This is a genomic window from Spongiibacter taiwanensis, from assembly GCF_023702635.1.
Taxonomy (GTDB): domain Bacteria; phylum Pseudomonadota; class Gammaproteobacteria; order Pseudomonadales; family Spongiibacteraceae; genus Spongiibacter; species Spongiibacter taiwanensis.
On the sequence record NZ_CP098455.1, the window covers coordinates 871,611 to 892,846 of the forward strand.

Here is a 21,236-nt window from a genome sequence, read left to right on the forward strand (position 1 = left end):
ATAAGTGATCTCCATATGAGCCAAAAGGACGCTGTTAGTGACCTGCTCGCCCGCACCCGGGCGATCGTCGACACTATTGTCGACGGGGTCATAACAATCAGCGACCAAGGCATCATTGAGACCGTTAACCCGGCCACCGAGCGCATCTTTGGTTATAAAGAGATAGAGCTACGGGGGCAAAACGTCGCGATGCTAATGCCGAATCCCTATCATGAGGCTCACGACCAATACATCAGCAACTACCTGTCCAGTGGCCAGAAGAAAATTATCGGCACCGGCCGCGAAGTCACCGGTAGAAGAAAGGACGGCTCAACATTCCCGCTAGAGCTTGCCATTAGCGAAATGGTTGTTGATGGCCAACGCATGTTTACCGGGATTGTTAGAGATATTTCAGAACGCAAGGCCACCGAAAATCAGCTCACCGACCTACTGGAACGAAAACGGGCAATTCTCGCCACGATGGTAGATGGCGTCATCACCATCAGCGATCACGGCATTATCGAAACGATTAACCCGGCGGCCAAACAGATTTTCGGCTACGAAGAGGCCGAAATGCTGGGTCACAATGTATCGATGTTGATGCCTAATCCCTATCGCGAGGAACACGACCAATACGTAAACAACTACCTCTCCACTGGCGTAAAGAAGATCATCGGCATCGGCCGTGAAGTCACCGGCCTAAGAAAAAATGGCCAGACATTCCCCCTTGAACTGGCAATCAGCGAAATGGACGTAAACGGTCAACGCATGTTTACCGGGATTGTTCGCGATATCTCAGTACGCAAAGAAACCGAAGAACAGCTTCGCTCCGCTATGCAGCGGGTGCACGAGCAACGTGTAAAAGATGAGTTTATCGCCACTGTCAGTCATGAATTACGTACCCCATTAACCGCAATCAAAGCCTCTCTCGAATTAATGATTGCCAATGCAGTGGGCGACATTCCCGATCAGGCCAGAATGCTGCTGGATATTGCCCACCGCAACAGTGATAGATTATTGCTGTTGATTAACGACATTCTGGACATTTCCAAGCTCGAATCGGAGGAGATGCCCTTCAACATTCGAAACGTCAAAGTGGCCTCCTTGCTGCGCAGCGCCATCGCCAACAATCAGGCCTACGCCGATAAATATGGCGTAACGCTCGTTCTCGAAAGTTGCCCGGAAGACCTGACACTTCCGATTGATGGCGACAGGATAATGCAGGTGCTAAGCAACCTTATCTCCAATGCCGCCAAGTTTTCACACCCCTCGTCCAGTATCCAGATCAAGGCGACACAAGATAGCAACACTGTTCGTATCATCGTTCGAGATGAGGGCAGCGGTATTCCTGAAGAATTTCAGGCACGGATTTTTGAAAAATTCACCCAGGCGAAACAGGAAGGAAAGCGGGAGATCAGCGGCACAGGCTTGGGCTTGTACATATCCAAGTCCATTGTGGAAAAACATGGTGGTCAGCTGAGTTTTCAGTCAGCCTCCGGCAAAGGTACCGAGTTCTACATCGACCTGCCGAACCAGCCGAGTACAGACAAAAGGGCAATGCATGGATTCACTTAAGCGGGTTTATTATGTCGAAGATGAGCCCGATATTCGCATCATCGCCGAGCTCGCATTAGTGCAGGTCGGCGGCCTTCAGCTGAAAATGGGAGCTACCGGGGAAACGGCAATTGAAGACATTCGTCAGTTTTCACCACAGCTGATTTTACTCGATGTGATGATGCCTGGACTCGACGGGCCTGCCACCCTAAAACGAATTCGTGAAAACAAAGAGTTTGACGATATCCCGGTTATTTTTCTCACCGCAAAGGTCCAAAGCGATGAGGTCAGGGAGTTGAAAAGCCTCGGCGCTATTGACGTTATTCCCAAGCCCTTTGCGCCATTGACGATCGCGGATATGCTTAAGAAAATCTACGCGGATTGGGCGGCAGCAGCTAGCTGACCGCACGAAGACGCCATTTTCCCAGGGTAAAATCTCTAACGAGCCGCTGAGCGCGGCCACCGCACACCCGGCCAAATTCATCACTTTCATTGAAGTGGTAGGTGATATTGCGCTGGCCCGGAATGCGGTCCTTTGACGACAAGCCATAGGCTGAGGAAATCCCGTCAAAATCCCGGTCGGCTATTGGCTCTTCAACAATTTTTACCACCTTGCGAAAACTGCTATCAAGACAGGCGGCCTGGTATAGCTGGTCTAACTGCTCCTTGGGGCCCTCCAGCACCTGAAAGGCGTTACCAGCTTCATACACCACTAACCCTGTCACAGCTGCGCCCACCCCAAGCTGGCGCGCGACTAAATCAGTGAAGTGGCCTTCGTCCAGCAACTCCGCCGTACTGCAAGTAAAAATGCAGTGGAAGAGAGGACCATCATGGCTGATATTGAGGCTTTCCATCCAGGCGACCATCCCAGGATACGTAAAAACACCTAGACAGTAGACCATAGCATATTCGTTAGATCAATAACACATTTTCCCGTTTTGTGACCAACAGCGCACTAGAATTCACAAGCTCTTGAACTGAATGATATTTTTGGGACGATCAGAAGTCTGCAGGCGCCACTTCCCAGCCAAAAATTGCTTTAGCAAGCCGTGCAGATGGCTGGATTTAAGGGCTTTGAACTCCTCCATACCCAGAAAATACGGTTGATTGCTATCCACACAGGTGAACGCTTCCCTTCCACAAATCCCATAGGCTGCGCGCAACCCATGAAACTCTCGCCGACTGACCTGTCGCTGCGATAACTTCAGTACATTTTTATAAACATAGTCGTGATGAATGTGCCGGCAGGCATTATCAATTGCCTCTGCTGCGCCCTCGAGAATCTGGAATACATTCCCATCTTCGTAGAGCATCAAGCCGGTAATCCCCTTGTCCGCCCGGTACCGGCGATTTCGCTGAGACAACGCGATAAAGCTCTGCCTATCCATCTGCTGCCACGTTGATGAAGTCAAAACACAGCGGATTAGTTGGTGTTCGCTCAGCCTAACAACAGCCATATACGCTCCTTATTATTTCTCACTTTTTGGATACTGAGATTTAATAACAAGCTAATTCGTTAGATCAACTACAATCGAGGCAAAATTTTTGGCTTTACTGTAGATGGGGCGGGGGCAAATTGGGTTTGAGGGCACTTTTTTAGCTTAGGGCTTAGATATATACGACTGAGGGGCGGCAGTGTGAACCGCGACCGCAGGGAGTGCTGTGGCCATTTATTTAGAAGGGGGCCGCCTTCGGTACTGGCGAGGGCCTGCCCCATGAGCGCAGCGAGTGATTTGGGCGTCGTAGCGCAGCGAAGACGGTCCGCAGGACCGAGCGCCAGGGGTGGCGCGAGCCATTGCCGTCGGTACCCAAAGCGCTTCGCGGGGCAGGCTCTCAGCGCCAGTTGCCCAGCGCTTTAAAATCCACATAAAAAATGCCCTGACCATTACTGATCAGGGCATTTTAGTTTAGAAGCCTGGCGACAAATCAGCAGGAGCTGATTTGGGCGCTGTAGCGCAGCGGAAGCGGGGCGTATCCCCGAGCGCCAAGGATGGCGCGAGCCCTCACCGTAGGGCAGAGCCTAGTGGACTCCACTTCCAGAGACCCATGAAAAAACCCGAGGCTCTAACGAACCTCGGGTTTTTAATTAAAGCCTGGCGATGACCTACATTGTGTTGCGAGCAGTGCTGAGCCTGCCCCGCGAGCGATAGCGAGTGCTGTGGGTACGCAATCCCTTTGGGATGCCTCCGCTACGCTGCGGCACACCAAGCTGGCACCTTCGGTGCATCGCTTGTCACATGGCAGCTCTGCGAGCTGCTTAACGGAACAGAGATTCCTCGCGATCCTAAATAAAAAACCCCGGACAGCTGCGCTGACCGGGGTGTTTTATTTAGAAGCCTGGCGATGACCTACTCTCACATGGGGAAACCCCACACTACCATCGGCGATGACACGTTTCACTTCTGAGTTCGGGATGGGGTCAGGTGGTTCCGTGTCTCTATGGTCGCCAGGCAAACTGGCTTGGTATGCGTTGAGTCTCACTGTCGCGTTGACATGCTCTCGGCACGACCAAATAGGGTGGTAACTAAGCTGAATACTGTTTTCTCAGTTGCCTTTTCAGGCTGCCGGATCTGACTCCGACCGTTGCAACAATCCGCTGCAGTTTCTTGATTTTCTACGATGGCAAGACCACTTGATTATATGGTCAAGCCTCACGAGCAATTAGTACAGGTTAGCTCAACGCCTTACAACGCTTACACACCCTGCCTATCAACGTCCTGGTCTTGAACGGCTCTTTAGGGGAATCAAGTTCCCAGGGAGATCTTATCTTGGAAGAGGCTTCCCGCTTAGATGCTTTCAGCGGTTATCCCGTCCGAACATAGCTACCGGGCAATGCCACTGGCGTGACAACCCGAACACCAGAGGTTCGTCCACTTCGGTCCTCTCGTACTAGAAGCAGCTTTCCTCAAATCTCCAACGCCCACGGCAGATAGGGACCGAACTGTCTCACGACGTTCTGAACCCAGCTCGCGTACCACTTTAAATGGCGAACAGCCATACCCTTGGGACCGGCTTCAGCCCCAGGATGTGATGAGCCGACATCGAGGTGCCAAACACCGCCGTCGATGTGAACTCTTGGGCGGTATCAGCCTGTTATCCCCGGAGTACCTTTTATCCGTTGAGCGATGGCCCTTCCATACAGAACCACCGGATCACTATGACCTACTTTCGTATCTGCTCGACTTGTCAGTCTCGCAGTTAAGCGCGCTTGTGCCATTACACTAACCTCACGATTTCCGACCGTGATTAGCGCACCTTCGTGCTCCTCCGTTACACTTTGGGAGGAGACCGCCCCAGTCAAACTACCCACCACACAATGTCCTCGATCCAGATCATGGACCTGAGTTAGAACCCCAATAGTACCAGGCTGGTATTTCAAGATTGGCTCCACTCAAACTGGCGTCTGAGTTTCAAAGCCTCCCAGCTATCCTACACAAGTAATATCAGAGTCCACTGTGAAGCTATAGTAAAGGTTCACGGGGTCTTTCCGTCTAGCCGCGGGTATACGGCATCTTAACCGCAATTTCAATTTCACTGAGTCTCGGGTGGAGACAGCGTGGCCATCGTTACGCCATTCGTGCAGGTCGGAACTTACCCGACAAGGAATTTCGCTACCTTAGGACCGTTATAGTTACGGCCGCCGTTTACCGGGGCTTCGATCAAGAGCTTCGCTTACGCTAACCCCATCAATTAACCTTCCGGCACCGGGCAGGCGTCACACCGTATACGTCCACTTTCGTGTTTGCACAGTGCTATGTTTTTGATAAACAGTCGCAGCCACCTGGTCACTTCGGCCAGCCTCAGCTTAGGGAGCAAGTCCCATCACCAAAGCCGGCGTACCTTCTCCCGAAGTTACGGTACCATTTTGCCTAGTTCCTTCACCCGAGTTCTCTCAAGCGCCTTGGTATTCTCTACCTGACCACCTGTGTCGGTTTGGGGTACGGTTTGTTATAACCTGAAGCTTAGAAGATTTTCTTGGAAGCATGGCATCAACGACTTCGTCCAAAAGAGGACTCGTCATCACCTCTCAGCCTTAGGGAACCGGATTTGCCTAATCCCCCAGCCTACTAGCTTAAACACGGACAACCAACGCCGTGCTCGCCTAGCCTACTCCGTCCCTCCATCGCAGTTATAACAAGTACGGGAATATTAACCCGTTTCCCATCGACTACGCATTTCTGCCTCGCCTTAGGGGCCGACTAACCCTGCCCTGATTAACATGGGGCAGGAAACCTTGGTCTTCCGGCGGGGAGGTTTTTCACCCCCCTTGTCGTTACTCATGTCAGCATTCGCACTTCTGATACCTCCAGCATGCCTCTCGACACACCTTCGCAGGCGTACAGAACGCTCCTCTACCACGCGCAAAGCGCGTCCGCAGCTTCGGTTCTACGTTTAGCCCCGTTACATCTTCCGCGCAGGCCGACTCGACTAGTGAGCTATTACGCTTTCTTTAAAGGATGGCTGCTTCTAAGCCAACCTCCTAGCTGTCTGAGCCTTCCCACATCGTTTCCCACTTAACGTAGATTTGGGACCTTAGCTGGCGGTCTGGGTTGTTTCCCTCTTGACGACGGACGTTAGCACCCGCCGTCTGTCTGCCGTGATTGTACTCCTGGGTATTCGGAGTTTGCATGGGTTTGGTAAGTCGGGATGACCCCCTAGCCCAAACAGTGCTCTACCCCCCAGGGTAAGACACGACGCTCTACCTAAATAGATTTCGAGGAGAACCAGCTATCTCCCGGTTTGATTAGCCTTTCACTCCGATCCACAGCTCATCTCCAAATTTTTCAACATTTGTGAGTTCGGTCCTCCAATGCCTGTTACGGCATCTTCAACCTGGCCATGGATAGATCACCGGGTTTCGGGTCTAATGCATGCAACTAAATCGCCCTATTAAGACTCGGTTTCCCTACGCCTCCCCTAAACGGTTAAGCTTGCTACATACATTAAGTCGCTGACCCATTATACAAAAGGTACGCAGTCACAGAACAAGTCTGCTCCTACTGCTTGTACGCATACGGTTTCAGGTTCTATTTCACTCCCCTCTCCGGGGTTCTTTTCGCCTTTCCCTCACGGTACTGGTTCACTATCGGTCAACTAGTAGTATTTAGCCTTGGAGGATGGTCCCCCCATCTTCAGTCAAGATAACACGTGTCCCGACCTACTTATCGCAAGCTTAGTACCACAAGCGTGTTTTCGTGTACGGGGCTATCACCCTGTATCGCCGGACTTTCCAGACCGTTCCACTAACACACAAGCTATCACTTGCAGGCTGATCCCCGTTCGCTCGCCGCTACTAAGAGAATCTCGGTTGATTTCTTTTCCTCAGGGTACTTAGATGTTTCAGTTCTCCTGGTTCGCTTCTCAAGACCTATGTATTCAGTCAAGAGATACCTAGCTTATGCTAGGTGGGTTTCCCCATTCGGACATCGCGGGATCAAAGTCTGGTTGCCGACTCCCCCACGCTTTTCGCAGGCTCCAACGTCCTTCATCGCCTCTAGTTGCCAAGGCATCCACCGTATGCGCTTAGTCGCTTGACCATATAAGCAAATAGACTCGCCATCGCCATATCATCAAGAAACTGCTACTGATCACACGCGACTTGCTGCGTGATCAGGTTTTCGCCGGATTATTACAACACTTGAGAAAACAGTGTTTTGTTTCAGCTTAATTACCTTGTTAAAGAACATCTGATTGCAAAAACCAGAAACAAACCCACTCGATACTACATACTTCATCAAGAAGGCTTATTTCTAGTCTTTAAAAGCGATACGGGATTTAATTACCACTGCGTTCGAACCATGAACCAAAATGTCGCTGATCAAGGCGCCGGACTGCGTAGTGTGCGATTAGCACATGAGCAGTTCGGCAACGCCGAGCAGAGCCATTTTGGTGGGTCTGGGAGGACTTGAACCTCCGACCTCACCCTTATCAGGGGTGCGCTCTAACCACCTGAGCTACAGACCCAAATTCTTACTCACAAACAAACTCGGGTAGTAGCCTGTTTAGGTCCGCGAGCACTTGCAGCATGGTGGAGCTAAGCGGGATCGAACCGCTGACCTCCTGCGTGCAAGGCAGGCGCTCTCCCAGCTGAGCTATAGCCCCAATAGTCGGGTCGAACACGCCGCTAACGCGACGATTCAGGTATCGCTTTCAACCAATGGAGATTAGACAATTCGTGTGAGCACTTGCCAACTTCGTTGCGCTCAAGTTAAGGAGGTGATCCAGCCCCAGGTTCCCCTAGGGCTACCTTGTTACGACTTCACCCCAGTCATGAACCACACCGTGGTGAACGTCCCCCTTGCGGTTAGACTATCCACTTCTGGTGCAATCCACTCCCATGGTGTGACGGGCGGTGTGTACAAGGCCCGGGAACGTATTCACCGCGACATTCTGATTCGCGATTACTAGCGATTCCGACTTCATGGAGTCGAGTTGCAGACTCCAATCCGGACTACGAACAGTTTTAAGGGATTGGCTCCATCTCGCGATATTGCAGCCCTCTGTACTGCCCATTGTAGCACGTGTGTAGCCCAGGTCGTAAGGGCCATGATGACTTGACGTCGTCCCCACCTTCCTCCGGTTTGTCACCGGCAGTCTCCTTAGAGTTCCCACCATAATGTGCTGGCAACTAAGGACAAGGGTTGCGCTCGTTACGGGACTTAACCCAACATCTCACGACACGAGCTGACGACAGCCATGCAGCACCTGTCTCTAGGCTCCCGAAGGCACCAAGGCATCTCTGCCAAGTTCCTAGGATGTCAAGACCTGGTAAGGTTCTTCGCGTTGCATCGAATTAAACCACATGCTCCACCGCTTGTGCGGGCCCCCGTCAATTCATTTGAGTTTTAACCTTGCGGCCGTACTCCCCAGGCGGTCAACTTAGTGCGTTAGCTGCGCCACTAAAGAATCAAGTTCCCCAACGGCTAGTTGACATCGTTTACGGCGTGGACTACCAGGGTATCTAATCCTGTTTGCTCCCCACGCTTTCGCACCTCAGCGTCAGTATTGGTCCAGTGAGTCGCCTTCGCCACTGATGTTCCTTCCTATATCTACGCATTTCACCGCTACACAGGAAATTCCACTCACCTCTACCATACTCTAGCTCCGCAGTATCAAATGCAGTTCCCAGGTTGAGCCCGGGGCTTTCACATCTGACTGACGAAGCCGCCTACGCGCGCTTTACGCCCAGTAATTCCGATTAACGCTTGCACCCTCCGTATTACCGCGGCTGCTGGCACGGAGTTAGCCGGTGCTTATTCTGCAAGTAACGTCACAGCTGCCGGGTATTAACCGACAACCTTTCCTCCTTGCTTAAAGTGCTTTACAACCCGAAGGCCTTCTTCACACACGCGGCATGGCTGCGTCAGGGTTTCCCCCATTGCGCAATATTCCCCACTGCTGCCTCCCGTAGGAGTCTGGGCCGTGTCTCAGTCCCAGTGTGGCTGATCATCCTCTCAGACCAGCTACAGATCGTCGCCTTGGTGAGCCTTTACCTCACCAACAAGCTAATCTGACGCGGGCTCATCTGATAGTGGAAGGTCCGAAGATCCCCTCCTTTCCCCCGTAGGGCGTATGCGGTATTAGCTCGAGTTTCCCCGAGTTATCCCCCGCTACCAGGTAGATTCCCACGCGTTACTCACCCGTCCGCCACTCTACTCAGTCCGAAGACCTTTCGCGTTCGACTTGCATGTGTTAGGCCTGCCGCCAGCGTTCAATCTGAGCCATGATCAAACTCTTCAGTTCAATCTTTTACATCAGCTTTCGCATGATGGGATAGTTACGCAAAACCTGCTTTACTATCCAAAATCTCGGCTCAGAAGCTCAGAATCGTATTCAAATTCATGAATTTACGAGTCACTTGCTTCTGAATATTTATGTCGCAAATACCCATCAACAAGCGCCCACACGAATTATCTAATCTCTTCTTTTTAAACAACTCAAAACCGCCAGGGTTTTGATTTGCTTCAGGTTTCTCCCGAAGCGAGGACGCGTATTATACAGACTTCGTCCCGCCTAGCAACAAGTATTTTTAAACTTTTTTGCTAGCTCAACCACCTTAGCAATTTGCCCTAGAACCTTCGCCCTAGCGCGTCTGCCTCAGCAGTTGAGGAGGCGCATTATAGAGACGACCAACTCAGAGTCAACGGGTTTTTAAAAGAATTTTCAGGCGGGGCAAAAAAAGGATCAGAATGATGACGCCATAGAGGAGCGTATCCCGGTAACTGGAGCGGACTTGCCAGGCAATATGCAACCAGCCAAGCACCATCACGGGATACATCAACCGGTGGAGCCGGCGCCAGTTTGCCCGTAGGCGGCGTACCGAAAAATGATTGGAAGTCGCCGCCATCGGCACCATCAGCAGCCAGGCGAGAAAGCCGACTATCACATAGGGCCGCTCGGAGAGCTCTTCCTTGGTGACCGACCAGTCCCAACCAAAGATGTAGGTCAGCACCAGCAAAAAATGCAACGAAGTGTAAAACCAGGCGTACAAACCTAGCATCCGCCGGTACCGCAGCAGGGTCGGCATGCCACACCATTGGCGCAATGGACTGAGGCTAAAAGTCAGCATCAAGAGGTAAATGGACCAATCCCCGGTGAAATGCACCAGCACCTTCACCGGATCAACACCGAGCCGGTCATCGAAGATGAGATAAGCCAACCACGCCAGCGGTAACAGACAGGCAATAAACAGCGCCGCCTTGCGCTGAAACAGGCTAACACCCCCCATCAATAGTACTTACGAAGATTCATGCCTTCATAAAGGCTCGCCACCTGCTCACCATAGCCGTTAAACAATTGGGTCTTGATGCGATTAGGCTTCAGCAAACTCCCGGGCAGTCGCCGCTCGTAACGCTGACTCCAGCGCGGATGACTGACACCAGGGTTCACATTGGCATAGAAGCCATATTCATCCGGCGCGATTTGCTCCCAGCTGGTTTTAGGACGAACACTGGTGAAGTGGATACTGACTATCGATTTGATACTCTTAAAGCCATACTTCCAGGGCACCACCAGCCGGATCGGCGCGCCATTCTGGTTGGGCAGCGTTTTGCCGTACATACCAACACTCATGAATGTCAGCGGATGCATAGCCTCATCCATCCGCAGCCCCTCTACATAGGGCCAATCAATCACACTCAGTGAGCTGCGCTGACCACGCATCTCTTCCCTGCGCAGTAAGGTGGTGAACTTGACATAGCGCGCGCCTGAAGTCGGTTTGAACCACTTGAGCAAATCCGCCAACGGAAAGCCCAACCACGGGATCACCATCGACCAGGCCTCCACGCAGCGCAGTCGGTAAATCCGCTCCTCAATGCTGACCTGCTTGAGAATATCTTCCAGCGGAAAGACCCCGGTGTTTTCTGCCTCTCCGGTCACCTCGATCGACCAAGGGTCCACGATCATCGCCTTGGCATATTTGGCCGGGTCCGACTTATCCATGCCGAACTCGTAAAAATTATTGTACGAGGCGGCCTCGGCAAAGCTCGGCTGCACTTCGTTGGTATAAAAAGGGTTATCGGGAAGAGGGTTAACCGGCGTGTAATCCAGGTTCTCTGCCGCACTGGCCGAGACGGGAGAAGAGGCTCCCAGCCCCAAGCCCGCGGCCGCCATCGCGACACCGGCGCCAAGCATAAATTCGCGGCGCCGCAAGTAGACCGCCTCCGGGGTTATCTCACTGCTGGGAATATCCGGTGCTTGCTTTATTAACATGTCGACCCTCTCCGCTGGACGTTGCCGGCTCCTGACCGGCTACTTCTTGGATGACTGGGGCGCTGCCATGTTACAACGAGTTTTTATTTTTCCTTGAGCTCCGAGGCCCGCTGCTTAACAAAGCGCCGATATCCCGCCATTACGGGTCCGGACAAGGCATAGATCAGTGCAGCGCACAACAAGACCCTGGCGGGATCGAGGGAAACCAAGCCGAACACCAGCACGATGACGATCATCACCACAAAGGGTACGCGGCCACGAAGGTCGATCCCTTTGAAACTGTTGTAGCGAATATTCACAATCATCAGCATACCGACAAAGGCCATCAGCAAGCCCGAGATCACTGCCAGCTCGCTGGGCAGATCGTACTCGACCAAGCCCTCCTCAGCGCACACCCAAACTACTCCGGCCATGACTGCCGCCGCTGACGGGCTCGCCAGACCAGTAAAGTAATTCTTGTCTGCTGTATCTATCTGGGTATTAAAACGCGCCAACCGCAGGGCAGCACAGGACACATAAATGAAGGACACGGCCCAACCAAACTTACCCAGATCCCCCAAGGCCCAACTAAACACCACCAGCGCCGGCGCCACACCGAAGGACACCATATCGGCCAGACTGTCGAATTCCGCGCCAAACTTACTCTGGGCGTTCATGAGACGGGCAACACGGCCATCAAGTCCGTCGAACACCATGGCAGCAAAAATCGCCATGGCCGCATTTTCGAAATTGCCGTGCATCGCAGAAATAATGGCAAAGAAGCCGGAAAACAATGCCGCAGTGGTAAACAGATTGGGCAGCAGATAAACACCACTCTTGCGCTCAGTCTTGCCATTAACCGAGATCTCTTCCTCGTGATCATCGATCAGCGCCAGGGCCTCCTTATCAAACTGAATGCGAGAGAGCTTGCTGGCCTCGGACGGCCTTTCGCCCTTGGGCCCACTATTTTCGCCGGACGGCTTTTGCGGATCTGTCATAATTTTCCCTGAACGTCCAAGACGGCTAAAACCACATCATAAATTAAATTGTCGGGCTGTACGATGACCGCGCACAATCCCAAAACGCTTTCACCAAAGGGTTTGTGAGGCGCTGTTGCAGTACCACCACCCCCACTTCCATCAATGGAAGCGCCGGCTCAACTGGCATGACGCGAACCCTCTCACGCAAAAAGCTGGTCGCCAACACCAGCTCGGGCACCACACCAACCCCCAAACCCAGACCCACCGTACTGACAATGGCCTCGTGGCCACTGACCTGCGCGTACACACTGGGCTTGATTTGTTGCTGCCGAAACCATTGGTCCACCAAATTCCGGGCCACACCCCGCTCAGGCAGAATAAAGGGCAAAGATGACAGGAGTTCGGGGCTTAACTGCTCATTGGCGCGACTGATCTGCTCATTCACCGCACAGGGGACGTTGGGAACCAACAAGCGCAGGCTTGAGCGCGTCAGCCCCTGATAGCTGAGCCTTGTCGACAGTTGCCGGGGCTTAGCGGTAATACCGATATCTTCTCCGCCCTCCGCAATGCGGTCTATCGCATCGGCCTGATCGCCGGTGTGCAGCTTCAGCTCTATTGACGGGTAACGTTGCCGGAAAACTTCCAGCACATTGTTCAATACGCCATAGGACGCCGTTACTGAGCAGAAGACGCTGATCTCGCCCTTCAGAGCCTCCCCCTGAAAGCCCAAGCGCCCCACTACCGTCTGCCAATTAATCACCGCCTGCTCGGCGTAGCGCAAAAACTCCCGGCCCGCCGCATTGAGCTGAACTGCCCGATTGTCCCGTTCAAACAGCGAGGTACCAACCTCCTGCTCGAGGCGCTGCAAAGCGCGACTGACCGCCGAGGCACTGAGGTGCATGGCCTCACCCGTGCGACCAAAGTGCAGGGATTGGGCAAGATGGATGAAAATTTCGAGTTCTTTGATGTTCATACAATCAGTAGCCTAAACCAGGACTCGCAGTAGCCTAAACCAGGACTCGGGCGGGAGACGCTTAACGGGAGACGCAAAGAGGACTTCCACATTGTGCCTGCCAGCTCACTTTGATCATGTGAGCGACGCACAAGATTCATTAAGGTTTAAAATCCCGATCGCTGTGTTGCGTCTCCCGCACCCAAAGCACCCGCTGCACTCGTGGGGCAGGCCCCCTCCCGTCCAGCACCCAGCATCCCAGTAGACGCAACACTGCATCACTTATATTTCATTTTACGCAACATCGCTAGACTGTTAAAGTGCGCGCCACTGTGGGAAACCTTCTCCCCGCCAGCTTTGTTTTTCCTCTTTACTGAAATAGGAGTCCACCATGGGACAGAATTACTTCAACAGCCTGCCGCTGCGCCTGCAGCTGGAAGAGCTGGGCAAATGCCGCTTTATGGATCGCAGCGAATTCGCCGACGGCTGTGAATACTTGAAAGGCAAAAAGATCGTCATCATCGGCTGTGGCTCTCAGGGCTTGAACCAGGGTCTCAACCTGCGTGACTCTGGCCTCGACGTCGCCTACGCCCTGCGCGCTGAGGCCATCGAGCAGAAACGCCAAAGCTTTAAGAATGCCTCTGAAAACGGCTTCACCGTAGGCACTTACGAGGAGCTGATTCCCACCGCCGACGTGGTCATGAACCTGACACCAGACAAGCAGCACACCTCCGTGGTTAACGCCGTTATGCCGCTGATGAAAGACGGCGCCTGCCTGGATTACGCCCACGGCTTCAACCTGGTTGAAGAAGGCATGCAAATCCGCAAGGACATCACCGTGGTGATGATGTGCCCCAAATGTCCCGGGACTGAAGTGCGCGAGGAATACAAGCGCGGCTTCGGTGTACCCACACTGATCGCCGTTCACCGTGAAAACGACCCCAAAGGCGAAGGCCTGGCCATTGCCAAGGCATTGGCCTCCGGCACTGGCGGCGATCGCGCCGGTGTACTCGAGTCGTCTCCCATCGCCGAAGTAAAATCTGACCTGATGGGCGAGCAGACCATCCTGTGTGGCATGCTGCAAACTGGCGCCATCCTGTGCTTCGACAAAATGGTCGAAGAAGGCATCGAGCCCGGCTACGCCTCCAAGCTGATCCAGTACGGTTGGGAAACCGTGACTGAAGGTCTGAAATACGGCGGCATCACCAACATGATGGATCGCCTGAGCAACCCCGCTAAAATTCGCGCCTTCGACCTGGCCGATGAGCTGAAAGACATCATGCGTCCGCTGTACGAGAAGCACCAGGACGACATCATCAGCGGTCACTTCTCCAAGACCATGATGGAAGACTGGGCCAACGACGACAAAAACCTGCTGGGTTGGCGCGCGGCGACTGCTGAGACAGCCTTTGAAAAGACGCCGTCTACCGATGCGGACATCCCTGAGCAAGAGTACTACGACCACGGCATTCTGCTGGTCGCCATGGTTAAAGCCGGGGTTGAGCTGGCCTTTGAGTGCATGGTTGCTGCAGGTATGAAGCCCGAGTCAGCCTACTACGAGTCACTGCACGAGACGCCGCTGATCGCCAACACCATCGCCCGCCGCAAGCTGTACGAAATGAACGTGGTCATCTCCGACACGGCCGAGTACGGTTGCTACCTGTTTGACCACGCTTGCCGGCCACTGCTGAAAGACTTCATGAGCAAAGTCTCCACCGACGTCATCGGCAAAGGCATCAACGTGAAGGACAATGGCGTGGATAACGCCGAGCTGATCGCGGTGAACGCTGAAATCCGCAACCACCCGGTTGAAGTGGTTGGCCGTAAACTGCGCAGCTACATGACTGCGATGAAGAAAATCGTTTAATCCACTCCGGATTACGATCACAAAAAGGGCGCCACTAGGCGCCCTTTTTGTTTCACCAGCCGTGATAAAAATCAAAATCACCGGCAGCACTAAAACACACCGGATGGAATTCACGCGCCAGGGGTATATGCTTGCACCACACTCTTTGAGAAAGCGGTTTCAGCTATGCGCAAGACAAAAATCATTTGCACCATCGGCCCGGTCAGCGACAACTACGAGATGCTGCACAAGCTCGCCCTGGCCGGAATGAATGTGGTGCGTTTGAATATGTCCCACGGCCAACATGACCGCTGCGCTCAGATCATCAAATCCATCCGTACCCTCAATAAGAAACTGCACCACCCGGTTGCCGTTCTGATCGACACCCAGGGTCCGGAAATTCGCACCGGCGACCTGAAAAACGAGCTGAATCTGCGCCCAGGTGACATCATTTCGGTCGTGGCCCGGGGTGAAGCGGACGTGGAGTCCAGCTCGATTCATATCAATTACGAAGACCTGATCAACGACGTCACCATCGGCGACAAAATCACCGTCGACAACGGCTTGATCAATCTGGAGGTGCTAAGCAAGGAAGAGCGCACCATGCAGTGCCGGGTGATTGACGGCGGCGTGCTCAAAAGCAAGCGCCACGTAAACCTGCCCGGCATCCGGGTCAACCTGCCCGCCATTACCGAAAAGGACCGCCGGGATATAGCCTTTGCGATCGAACAGGCGGTGGACTTTATCGCCCTATCCTTTGTGCGCAGCCCCGATGACATTCGCGAACTGAAAGAACTGCTCGGCGACAAGGCCGACAAAATCAAAATTATCGCCAAGATAGAAGACCAGGAAGGCGTCAGAAACCTCGAGGAAATCGTCAAAGAGGCTCACGGGGTCATGGTTGCCCGGGGCGATCTCGGGGTCGAAATCCCGCTGGAGGAATTGCCGATAGTGCAGCGACGCATTATCGCCACCTGCGCCAAATATGGTCGCCGGGCAATTGTCGCCACCCACATGCTGGAATCGATGATTGAAAATCCCACCCCCACCCGGGCAGAGGTCACCGACGTTGCCAATGCCGTGTACGAGGAAGCCGACTGCATCATGCTGTCCGGCGAGACTACCGTCGGCAAATATCCCATCAAATGCGTTGAGGTGCTCGACCGCATCGCGCGCGCTATCGAACGCACCCGGGGTTTGCGCTTTAGCGACGACCTGGTGATGGACAATGACAAACAAGAGATCGCAGCCGCCGCCGTCAAGTTGGCAGAATCCATCAGTGCGAAAGCCATTGTTGTGCCGACGAGGCGCGGATTAATGGCGAACCTGGTGACCAACTGTCACCCACAGGGACCGATCATTTGCGCATTCACCAATGACAGCCGCACCCGGCGCTTGCTGGTGATGAACCGCAATGTGCTCAGCTATCGCATCAACTTCAGCTCAGACCCCGAAAAGACCCTGGGTACCGCCGCGCGGATTATGATGCAGCGGGATGAGTTCAACGCCCAGGACAAGGTCGTGGTGATCTCCGACGCCCTGTCCCAGCATGGGGTTGAGGCGATTCAGATCCGCCAGCTGGGCGACCTGGCCACCAAGGCCGGGGACCTTGAAGAACTGGGCGACTAACTCTCTACCCCTCCCCAGCCGCCACCGAGGGCTTTGAAAAGATTCACCAGCGCTTGCTGGCGCTGAGTGCTGGTTTCGATCAAGGAAATCTCGTTGGTGAACGCCCGGCGCTGGGCATCCAGAAACCGCAGGTGGTTGTCCACACCCGCCCGGTAACGGGCTTCAGACAGTTTCACTGCCTGCTGGCTGCTATCCGACAGATTACGGCGGGCCGTTTCTTCTCGCGCCAGGGTCTCAACCGCGACCAGCGCATCAGAGACTTCGGCAAAGGCCTTTTGAATCGCCAGCTCGTACTGGGCCACCGCGATGTCCCGACGCAATTCCGCCAGCGCCAGGTTTGCCTTATTGCGCCCACCGCTGAAAATCGGCAAGGAAATCTGAGGCGCAAATGACCAGCTGCGCTGACCGCCAGTAAACAGATCTGAAAGGTCCGCACTGCTGCTGCCGTAAAAACCCGTTAGCGAAATTGAGGGAAAAAACGCCGCTCGAGCGGCGCCAATATTCGCGTTTTTGGCCAGCAAGGTATGCTCCGCTGCGCGAATATCCGGGCGCCGGGTCAACAGCGATGAGGGCAGCCCCGGCTGCAGAGATTGCACGGTCAACGCGACAGTGGATGAGGGAACCTCAGGCAAGGCCAGGCCCGACACGCCCACCAGCAAGGCCAGAGCATTATTGGTCTGGCGAACTTCCCGATCCAACAATTCTGCGTCAGCCCGGGCTTGCTCAACCAGCCCAACAGCCTCCTGCCAATCCAGGGCCGTGGTGGTGCCTGCCTCGCGCTGACGGTTGATGAGCGCCAGGGAAATTTCCCGGGATTCCAGGGTTTTCTGAGTTAGCGCGTAACGCCGCAGGGCGCTATCACGGCTGAGGTAGGTTTGGATAATCTCTGCGATCAGAGCAATCCGCGTGCTTTGCGCTGCCGTTTCCGTGGCCAGGTAATCCTGTAGCGCGGTCTCAGACAAGCTGCCCACCCGGTCAAACAGGTCCAGCTCAAAGCTGGTCAGCCCGACTCCCGCCTGGTAGGTGCTGCTCACCACCGACTCGCCGGTCTGATTCAAATCCGCCGGCACTCGCTGACGGCTACCGCTGCCCTGCAATGCAATATTCGGGAAACGGTCGGCCCGGCTAATACCGTACTGGGCCTTCACCGCCTGCACATTCAGCAAGGTTTGACGAAAATCACGGCTATTGGCCAAACCCAGCGCAATCAATTCTTTCAGCGCGGGGTCCGTCACAAAACCCTGCCAGGCAAGCAATGGGGCATCCGTAAACGGCTGGTCGGCAACCTGGGTCCACGCGGCCGGCACCGGCGCGGCCGGCTGCTGGTATTCAGGCGCCAATGAACACCCGGTCAAAACGCCGGCCGTGAGCAAAGCAATAACCGGCATCAATCGGCGACGCGCAACCCGGTCAAAGGTCACAAAGGTGAAGCTCATGCTTGCGCCTCCTTGTTTTCGCTCGCCCCGTTCACTTGAGGTTCGGCCCGGGAAAAGTGCTTGATCACCCAGACAAAGAAGATGGGTACAAAAATCACCCCCAGCACGGTGGCACTGAGCATCCCACCCACCACACCGGTACCGATCGCCCGCTGGCTCGCCGCACCGGCACCGGTTGCCGTTGCCAGGGGCAGCACCCCGAGAATGAAGGCCAACGAGGTCATGATGATGGGCCGAAAACGCAGCCGCGCCGCCTCAACCGCCGCAGCAACCGTCGACATACCCTGCTCACGCAAGCTTTTTGCGAATTCAACGATCAGGATGGCGTTCTTGGCGGCCAGACCAATAATGGTGATCAGCCCGACTTTAAAATACACATCGTTCGCCAGGCCCAACACCGTCACCGCCAATACAGCACCCAGGGCACCGATGGGGACCACCAGCATGACCGCCGTGGGAATACTCCAGCTCTCGTACAGGGCGACCAACAGGAGGAAGACCACCAATATCGCCAGCGAAAACAGAAACGGCGCCTGGTTGCCGGCAACCCTTTCTTGATAAGACAGCCCCGTCCATTCATAACCAATGCCGGCGGGCAGCTCTGCCACCAGCTTTTCGATTTCGGCCATCGCCTGCCCCGAGGTATAACCGGGGGCTGATGCACCGGAAATTTTGAAAGCGGAGTAGCCGTTATAGCGGGAAATCTGCACGGGACCCGCCTCCCATTCCAGGCTCGCAAAGCTACTCATCGGTACCTGATTACCACTGACGTTGGGAATAGTTAACGCAAGAATCTCTTCAGGTGTGGCCCGAAAGCGACCGTCGGCCTGAACCACCACTCTTTGCAAGCGGCCATCATTGGCAAAGTCACCCACCGTCGCAGAACCGAATGCGCTGGACACCGCGGTACTGATCGACCCAAAGCCAACCCCCAGGGCTTCGGCCTTTTGTCGATCAATATTCAAGCGCAGCTGAGGTGCGTCATTGAGCCCTTCCATCATGGCGTAGGCGATGACCGGCGACTGATTCGCCGCCATTAATAGTTGGTTTTTAGCCGCGGTAAAGGCCTCCCGACCAAGGCCGCCGCGATCCTGCAAGCGCAGGGAGAAGCCGCCAGAGTTGCCCAAGCCATTGATCGCCGGCGGCTCCACCGCCATCACCGACCCTTTGGTGGTTGCACCAAAGGTTTGATTAACATCCGCCACCAGCGCCGCCGCCGAGCCGGAGGCATCGCGCTCGTCCCAGTCTTTCAGGGTGACGTAGCTGAGTGCGGCATTCTGGCCTGTACCGGAAAAGCTGAACCCCATAATGAAGGCGATCTGATCGACATTCTCATTCTTGAGCAAGTGGTCTTCGATTTGCGCAGCCAACTGTTCCGTGCGGTTGAAGCTGGCCCCGGCTGGCAGCTGCACGTTGATCATAAAGAAGCCACGGTCTTCGGTGGGCACAAAGGACTCAGGAACCCGTAGATAAGCAAAGGCCAGCAAACCAATCAGGCCAACGTAGATCAACATCGCCCGGCCGGTCCGCTTCACCAACCGCGAGTTCAAACGGGTGAAATTAGCGGTCAACTTATCGAAGTGGCGATTAAACCAGCCAAAAAAGCCGCCGCGATGATGCTCCTCGCCCTTGGCAATGGGCTTGAGCAGCAGCGTGCACAATGCCGGCGTCAGCGACAAGGCAAGGAAGCCGGAGAACAAAATGGACACCGCCAGCGACAGCGAGAACTGTTGGTAAATGACCCCTACTGAGCCTGCCATAAAGGCCAGCGGCAAAAACACCGCCGTCAGTACCAGGGTAATTCCGACAATAGCCCCCGAGACTTCACCCATTGCCTTAACGGTCGCATCGCGAGGTGACAGCCCTTCTTCCGCCATGATCCGCTCGACGTTCTCTACCACCACAATGGCGTCGTCCACCAGAATCCCGATGGCCAACACCATGCCGAACATGGTCATCATATTGACCGAGAATCCCAACGCGTACATCACCGCAAACGTCCCCAGCAAACACACCGGCACCACGATGGTGGGCACCAGGGTGTAGCGGAAATTCTGCAGGAATAAAAACATCACCAGGAAGACGAGCACCACCGCTTCGACCAGGGTGTGAATCACCTTGGAAATCGCCACATCAACAAACAATGAGGTGTCATATGGGATGGAGTATTCGATATCTTCCGGAAAGGTCTTGGAGAGTTCTTGCAGGCGCTGCCTAACCGCCTTGGCAGTCTCCAGCGCGTTGGCATCTGAACTTAGCTGAATCGCGCCTGATACTGACTGTTTGCTATTTCGGCGTGTTTCAAAATTATAGGACTGGCGGCCAATCTCCAAACGGGCAACATCGGCCAGGGTAACGCGGGAACCATCGGCATTTGCACGCAAGACAATCCGTCCAAACTCCTCCGGGGTATCCAGCGTGCCTTTAACAGCAATGGTTGCTGTCAACTCCTGATTGCTGTCTCCTGGGCGGCTACCAAAACTTCCCGCCGGGACCTGAACATTCTGCGCAGCAATGGCGGCATTCACATCCGAGATCGACAACCCGTAGCCGAGCAACTTCTGCGGGTCTATCCACACCCGCATCGCCGCTTCGGCGCTAAAGAACTGCAATTTACCCACACCGGGCAAGCGCCGAATTTCATTGTTAACGTTACGCACCGCATATTCAGCCAGCCGGACCAACGACTTGCCGGTATCGTCACCCTTGTAATTCAGGGCGTAGATCAACAAGAAGTTGGAATTGGCCTGTTCTACCTGTAGGCCCTGCTGCATCACCTCCGAGGGCAGACGCGCCTCCGCCTTCTTGATGCGGTTTTGCACATCGACCTGGGCCAAATCCGGATCAGTGCCTGGCTCAAAGGTCACTGTAATTTCGCTGCTACCCGTCGAGTTACTGGACGACTCGTAGTACAGCAGGCCCTTGGTGCCGTTCAGCTCTTCCTCAATGACGTTGGTAACCGACTCCATCACCGTGGTCGCCGACGCGCCGGGATAGGTGGCAGAAATCGACACCTGGGGCGGCGCCACTACCGGAAACTGGGACATCGGCAGCGAGGGGATCGCGAGCAGGCCCGCCAGGGAAATAAATATGGCAACGACCAGAGCAAAATTCGGTCGCTGAATGAAAAAACGGGACATGCGCGTAACCTCTAACTCGCGGGCATTAAC

Annotated in this window: 12 protein-coding genes, 2 tRNA genes and 3 rRNA genes; 4 read left to right on the forward strand and 13 right to left on the reverse strand. The window is 54.4% G+C overall.

Annotated elements, in window-relative coordinates:
• Positions 1-15 precede the first annotated feature (15 nt).
• Positions 16-1,554, forward strand: coding sequence for a sensor histidine kinase (locus tag NCG89_RS04165; RefSeq protein ID WP_251088518.1), 1,539 nt, complete (start codon positions 16-18; stop codon positions 1,552-1,554).
• Positions 1,541-1,936: a response regulator gene (locus tag NCG89_RS04170; protein WP_251088519.1), complete on the forward strand. Its 396-nt coding sequence runs from the start codon at positions 1,541-1,543 to the stop codon at positions 1,934-1,936. Before NCG89_RS04165 ends, NCG89_RS04170 begins: the two co-directional genes overlap by 14 nt.
• Here NCG89_RS04170 and NCG89_RS04175 read toward each other — a convergent pair.
• The 11 genes from NCG89_RS04175 to ilvY all read right to left on the reverse strand — a co-directional run bounded on the left by NCG89_RS04175 (position 1,929) and on the right by ilvY (position 13,176).
• Positions 1,929-2,435: a BLUF domain-containing protein gene (locus NCG89_RS04175; RefSeq protein ID WP_251088520.1), complete on the reverse strand. Its 507-nt coding sequence runs from the start codon at positions 2,433-2,435 to the stop codon at positions 1,929-1,931. The two genes, NCG89_RS04170 and NCG89_RS04175, sit on opposite strands and share 8 nt — an antisense overlap.
• Before the next feature lie 60 nt (positions 2,436-2,495).
• Entirely contained in the window at positions 2,496-2,921 is a 426-nt protein-coding gene (locus NCG89_RS04180; RefSeq protein ID WP_251088521.1) for a BLUF domain-containing protein, read from the reverse strand.
• A gap of 947 nt (positions 2,922-3,868) precedes the next feature.
• Positions 3,869-3,984: ribosomal RNA gene (gene rrf / locus NCG89_RS04185) — 5S ribosomal RNA — on the reverse strand.
• Positions 3,985-4,173: 189 nt separating this feature from the next.
• A 23S ribosomal RNA gene (locus tag NCG89_RS04190) occupies positions 4,174-7,070 on the reverse strand.
• 350 nt (positions 7,071-7,420) lie between these two features.
• Positions 7,421-7,497, reverse strand: a tRNA-Ile gene (locus NCG89_RS04195).
• Positions 7,498-7,559: 62 nt separating this feature from the next.
• Positions 7,560-7,635 (reverse strand) — tRNA-Ala (locus NCG89_RS04200).
• Between the two features lie 107 nt (positions 7,636-7,742).
• Positions 7,743-9,276, reverse strand: a 16S ribosomal RNA gene (locus tag NCG89_RS04205).
• Together the 16S, 23S and 5S rRNA genes with 2 tRNA genes alongside form the textbook arrangement of a ribosomal RNA operon.
• Positions 9,277-9,673: 397 nt before the next feature.
• On the reverse strand, positions 9,674-10,261 hold the full coding sequence (msrQ, locus tag NCG89_RS04210) for a protein-methionine-sulfoxide reductase heme-binding subunit MsrQ (RefSeq protein ID WP_251088522.1): 588 nt from the start codon (positions 10,259-10,261) through the stop codon (positions 9,674-9,676).
• Positions 10,261-11,244, reverse strand: coding sequence for a protein-methionine-sulfoxide reductase catalytic subunit MsrP (gene msrP / locus NCG89_RS04215; RefSeq protein ID WP_251088523.1), 984 nt, complete (start codon positions 11,242-11,244; stop codon positions 10,261-10,263). The genes msrQ and msrP overlap by 1 nt, the downstream gene beginning before the upstream one ends.
• Before the next feature lie 83 nt (positions 11,245-11,327).
• Complete coding sequence (pssA, locus tag NCG89_RS04220; protein ID WP_251088524.1) at positions 11,328-12,221, reverse strand: CDP-diacylglycerol--serine O-phosphatidyltransferase; 894 nt, start codon at positions 12,219-12,221, stop codon at positions 11,328-11,330.
• 43 nt (positions 12,222-12,264) lie between these two features.
• Positions 12,265-13,176: an HTH-type transcriptional activator IlvY gene (ilvY, locus tag NCG89_RS04225; protein ID WP_251088525.1), complete on the reverse strand. Its 912-nt coding sequence runs from the start codon at positions 13,174-13,176 to the stop codon at positions 12,265-12,267.
• 370 nt (positions 13,177-13,546) lie between these two features.
• Here ilvY and ilvC point away from each other — a divergent pair, with 370 nt between their 5' ends.
• Positions 13,547-15,022, forward strand: a complete 1,476-nt coding sequence (ilvC, locus tag NCG89_RS04230; RefSeq protein WP_251088526.1) for a ketol-acid reductoisomerase — start codon at positions 13,547-13,549, stop codon at positions 15,020-15,022.
• Between the two features lie 165 nt (positions 15,023-15,187).
• Positions 15,188-16,630, forward strand: a complete 1,443-nt coding sequence (gene pyk / locus NCG89_RS04235) for a pyruvate kinase (RefSeq protein ID WP_251088527.1) — start codon at positions 15,188-15,190, stop codon at positions 16,628-16,630.
• Here the strand turns inward: pyk and NCG89_RS04240 are convergent.
• Together NCG89_RS04240 and NCG89_RS04245 are read right to left on the reverse strand one after the other, a co-directional pair.
• Positions 16,627-18,066, reverse strand: a complete 1,440-nt coding sequence (locus tag NCG89_RS04240) for an efflux transporter outer membrane subunit (RefSeq protein WP_285236390.1) — start codon at positions 18,064-18,066, stop codon at positions 16,627-16,629. The two genes, pyk and NCG89_RS04240, sit on opposite strands and share 4 nt — an antisense overlap.
• Positions 18,063-21,206, reverse strand: a complete 3,144-nt coding sequence (locus NCG89_RS04245) for an efflux RND transporter permease subunit (RefSeq protein ID WP_251088528.1) — start codon at positions 21,204-21,206, stop codon at positions 18,063-18,065. Before NCG89_RS04245 ends, NCG89_RS04240 begins: the two co-directional genes overlap by 4 nt.
• Positions 21,207-21,236: the final 30 nt, after the last annotated feature.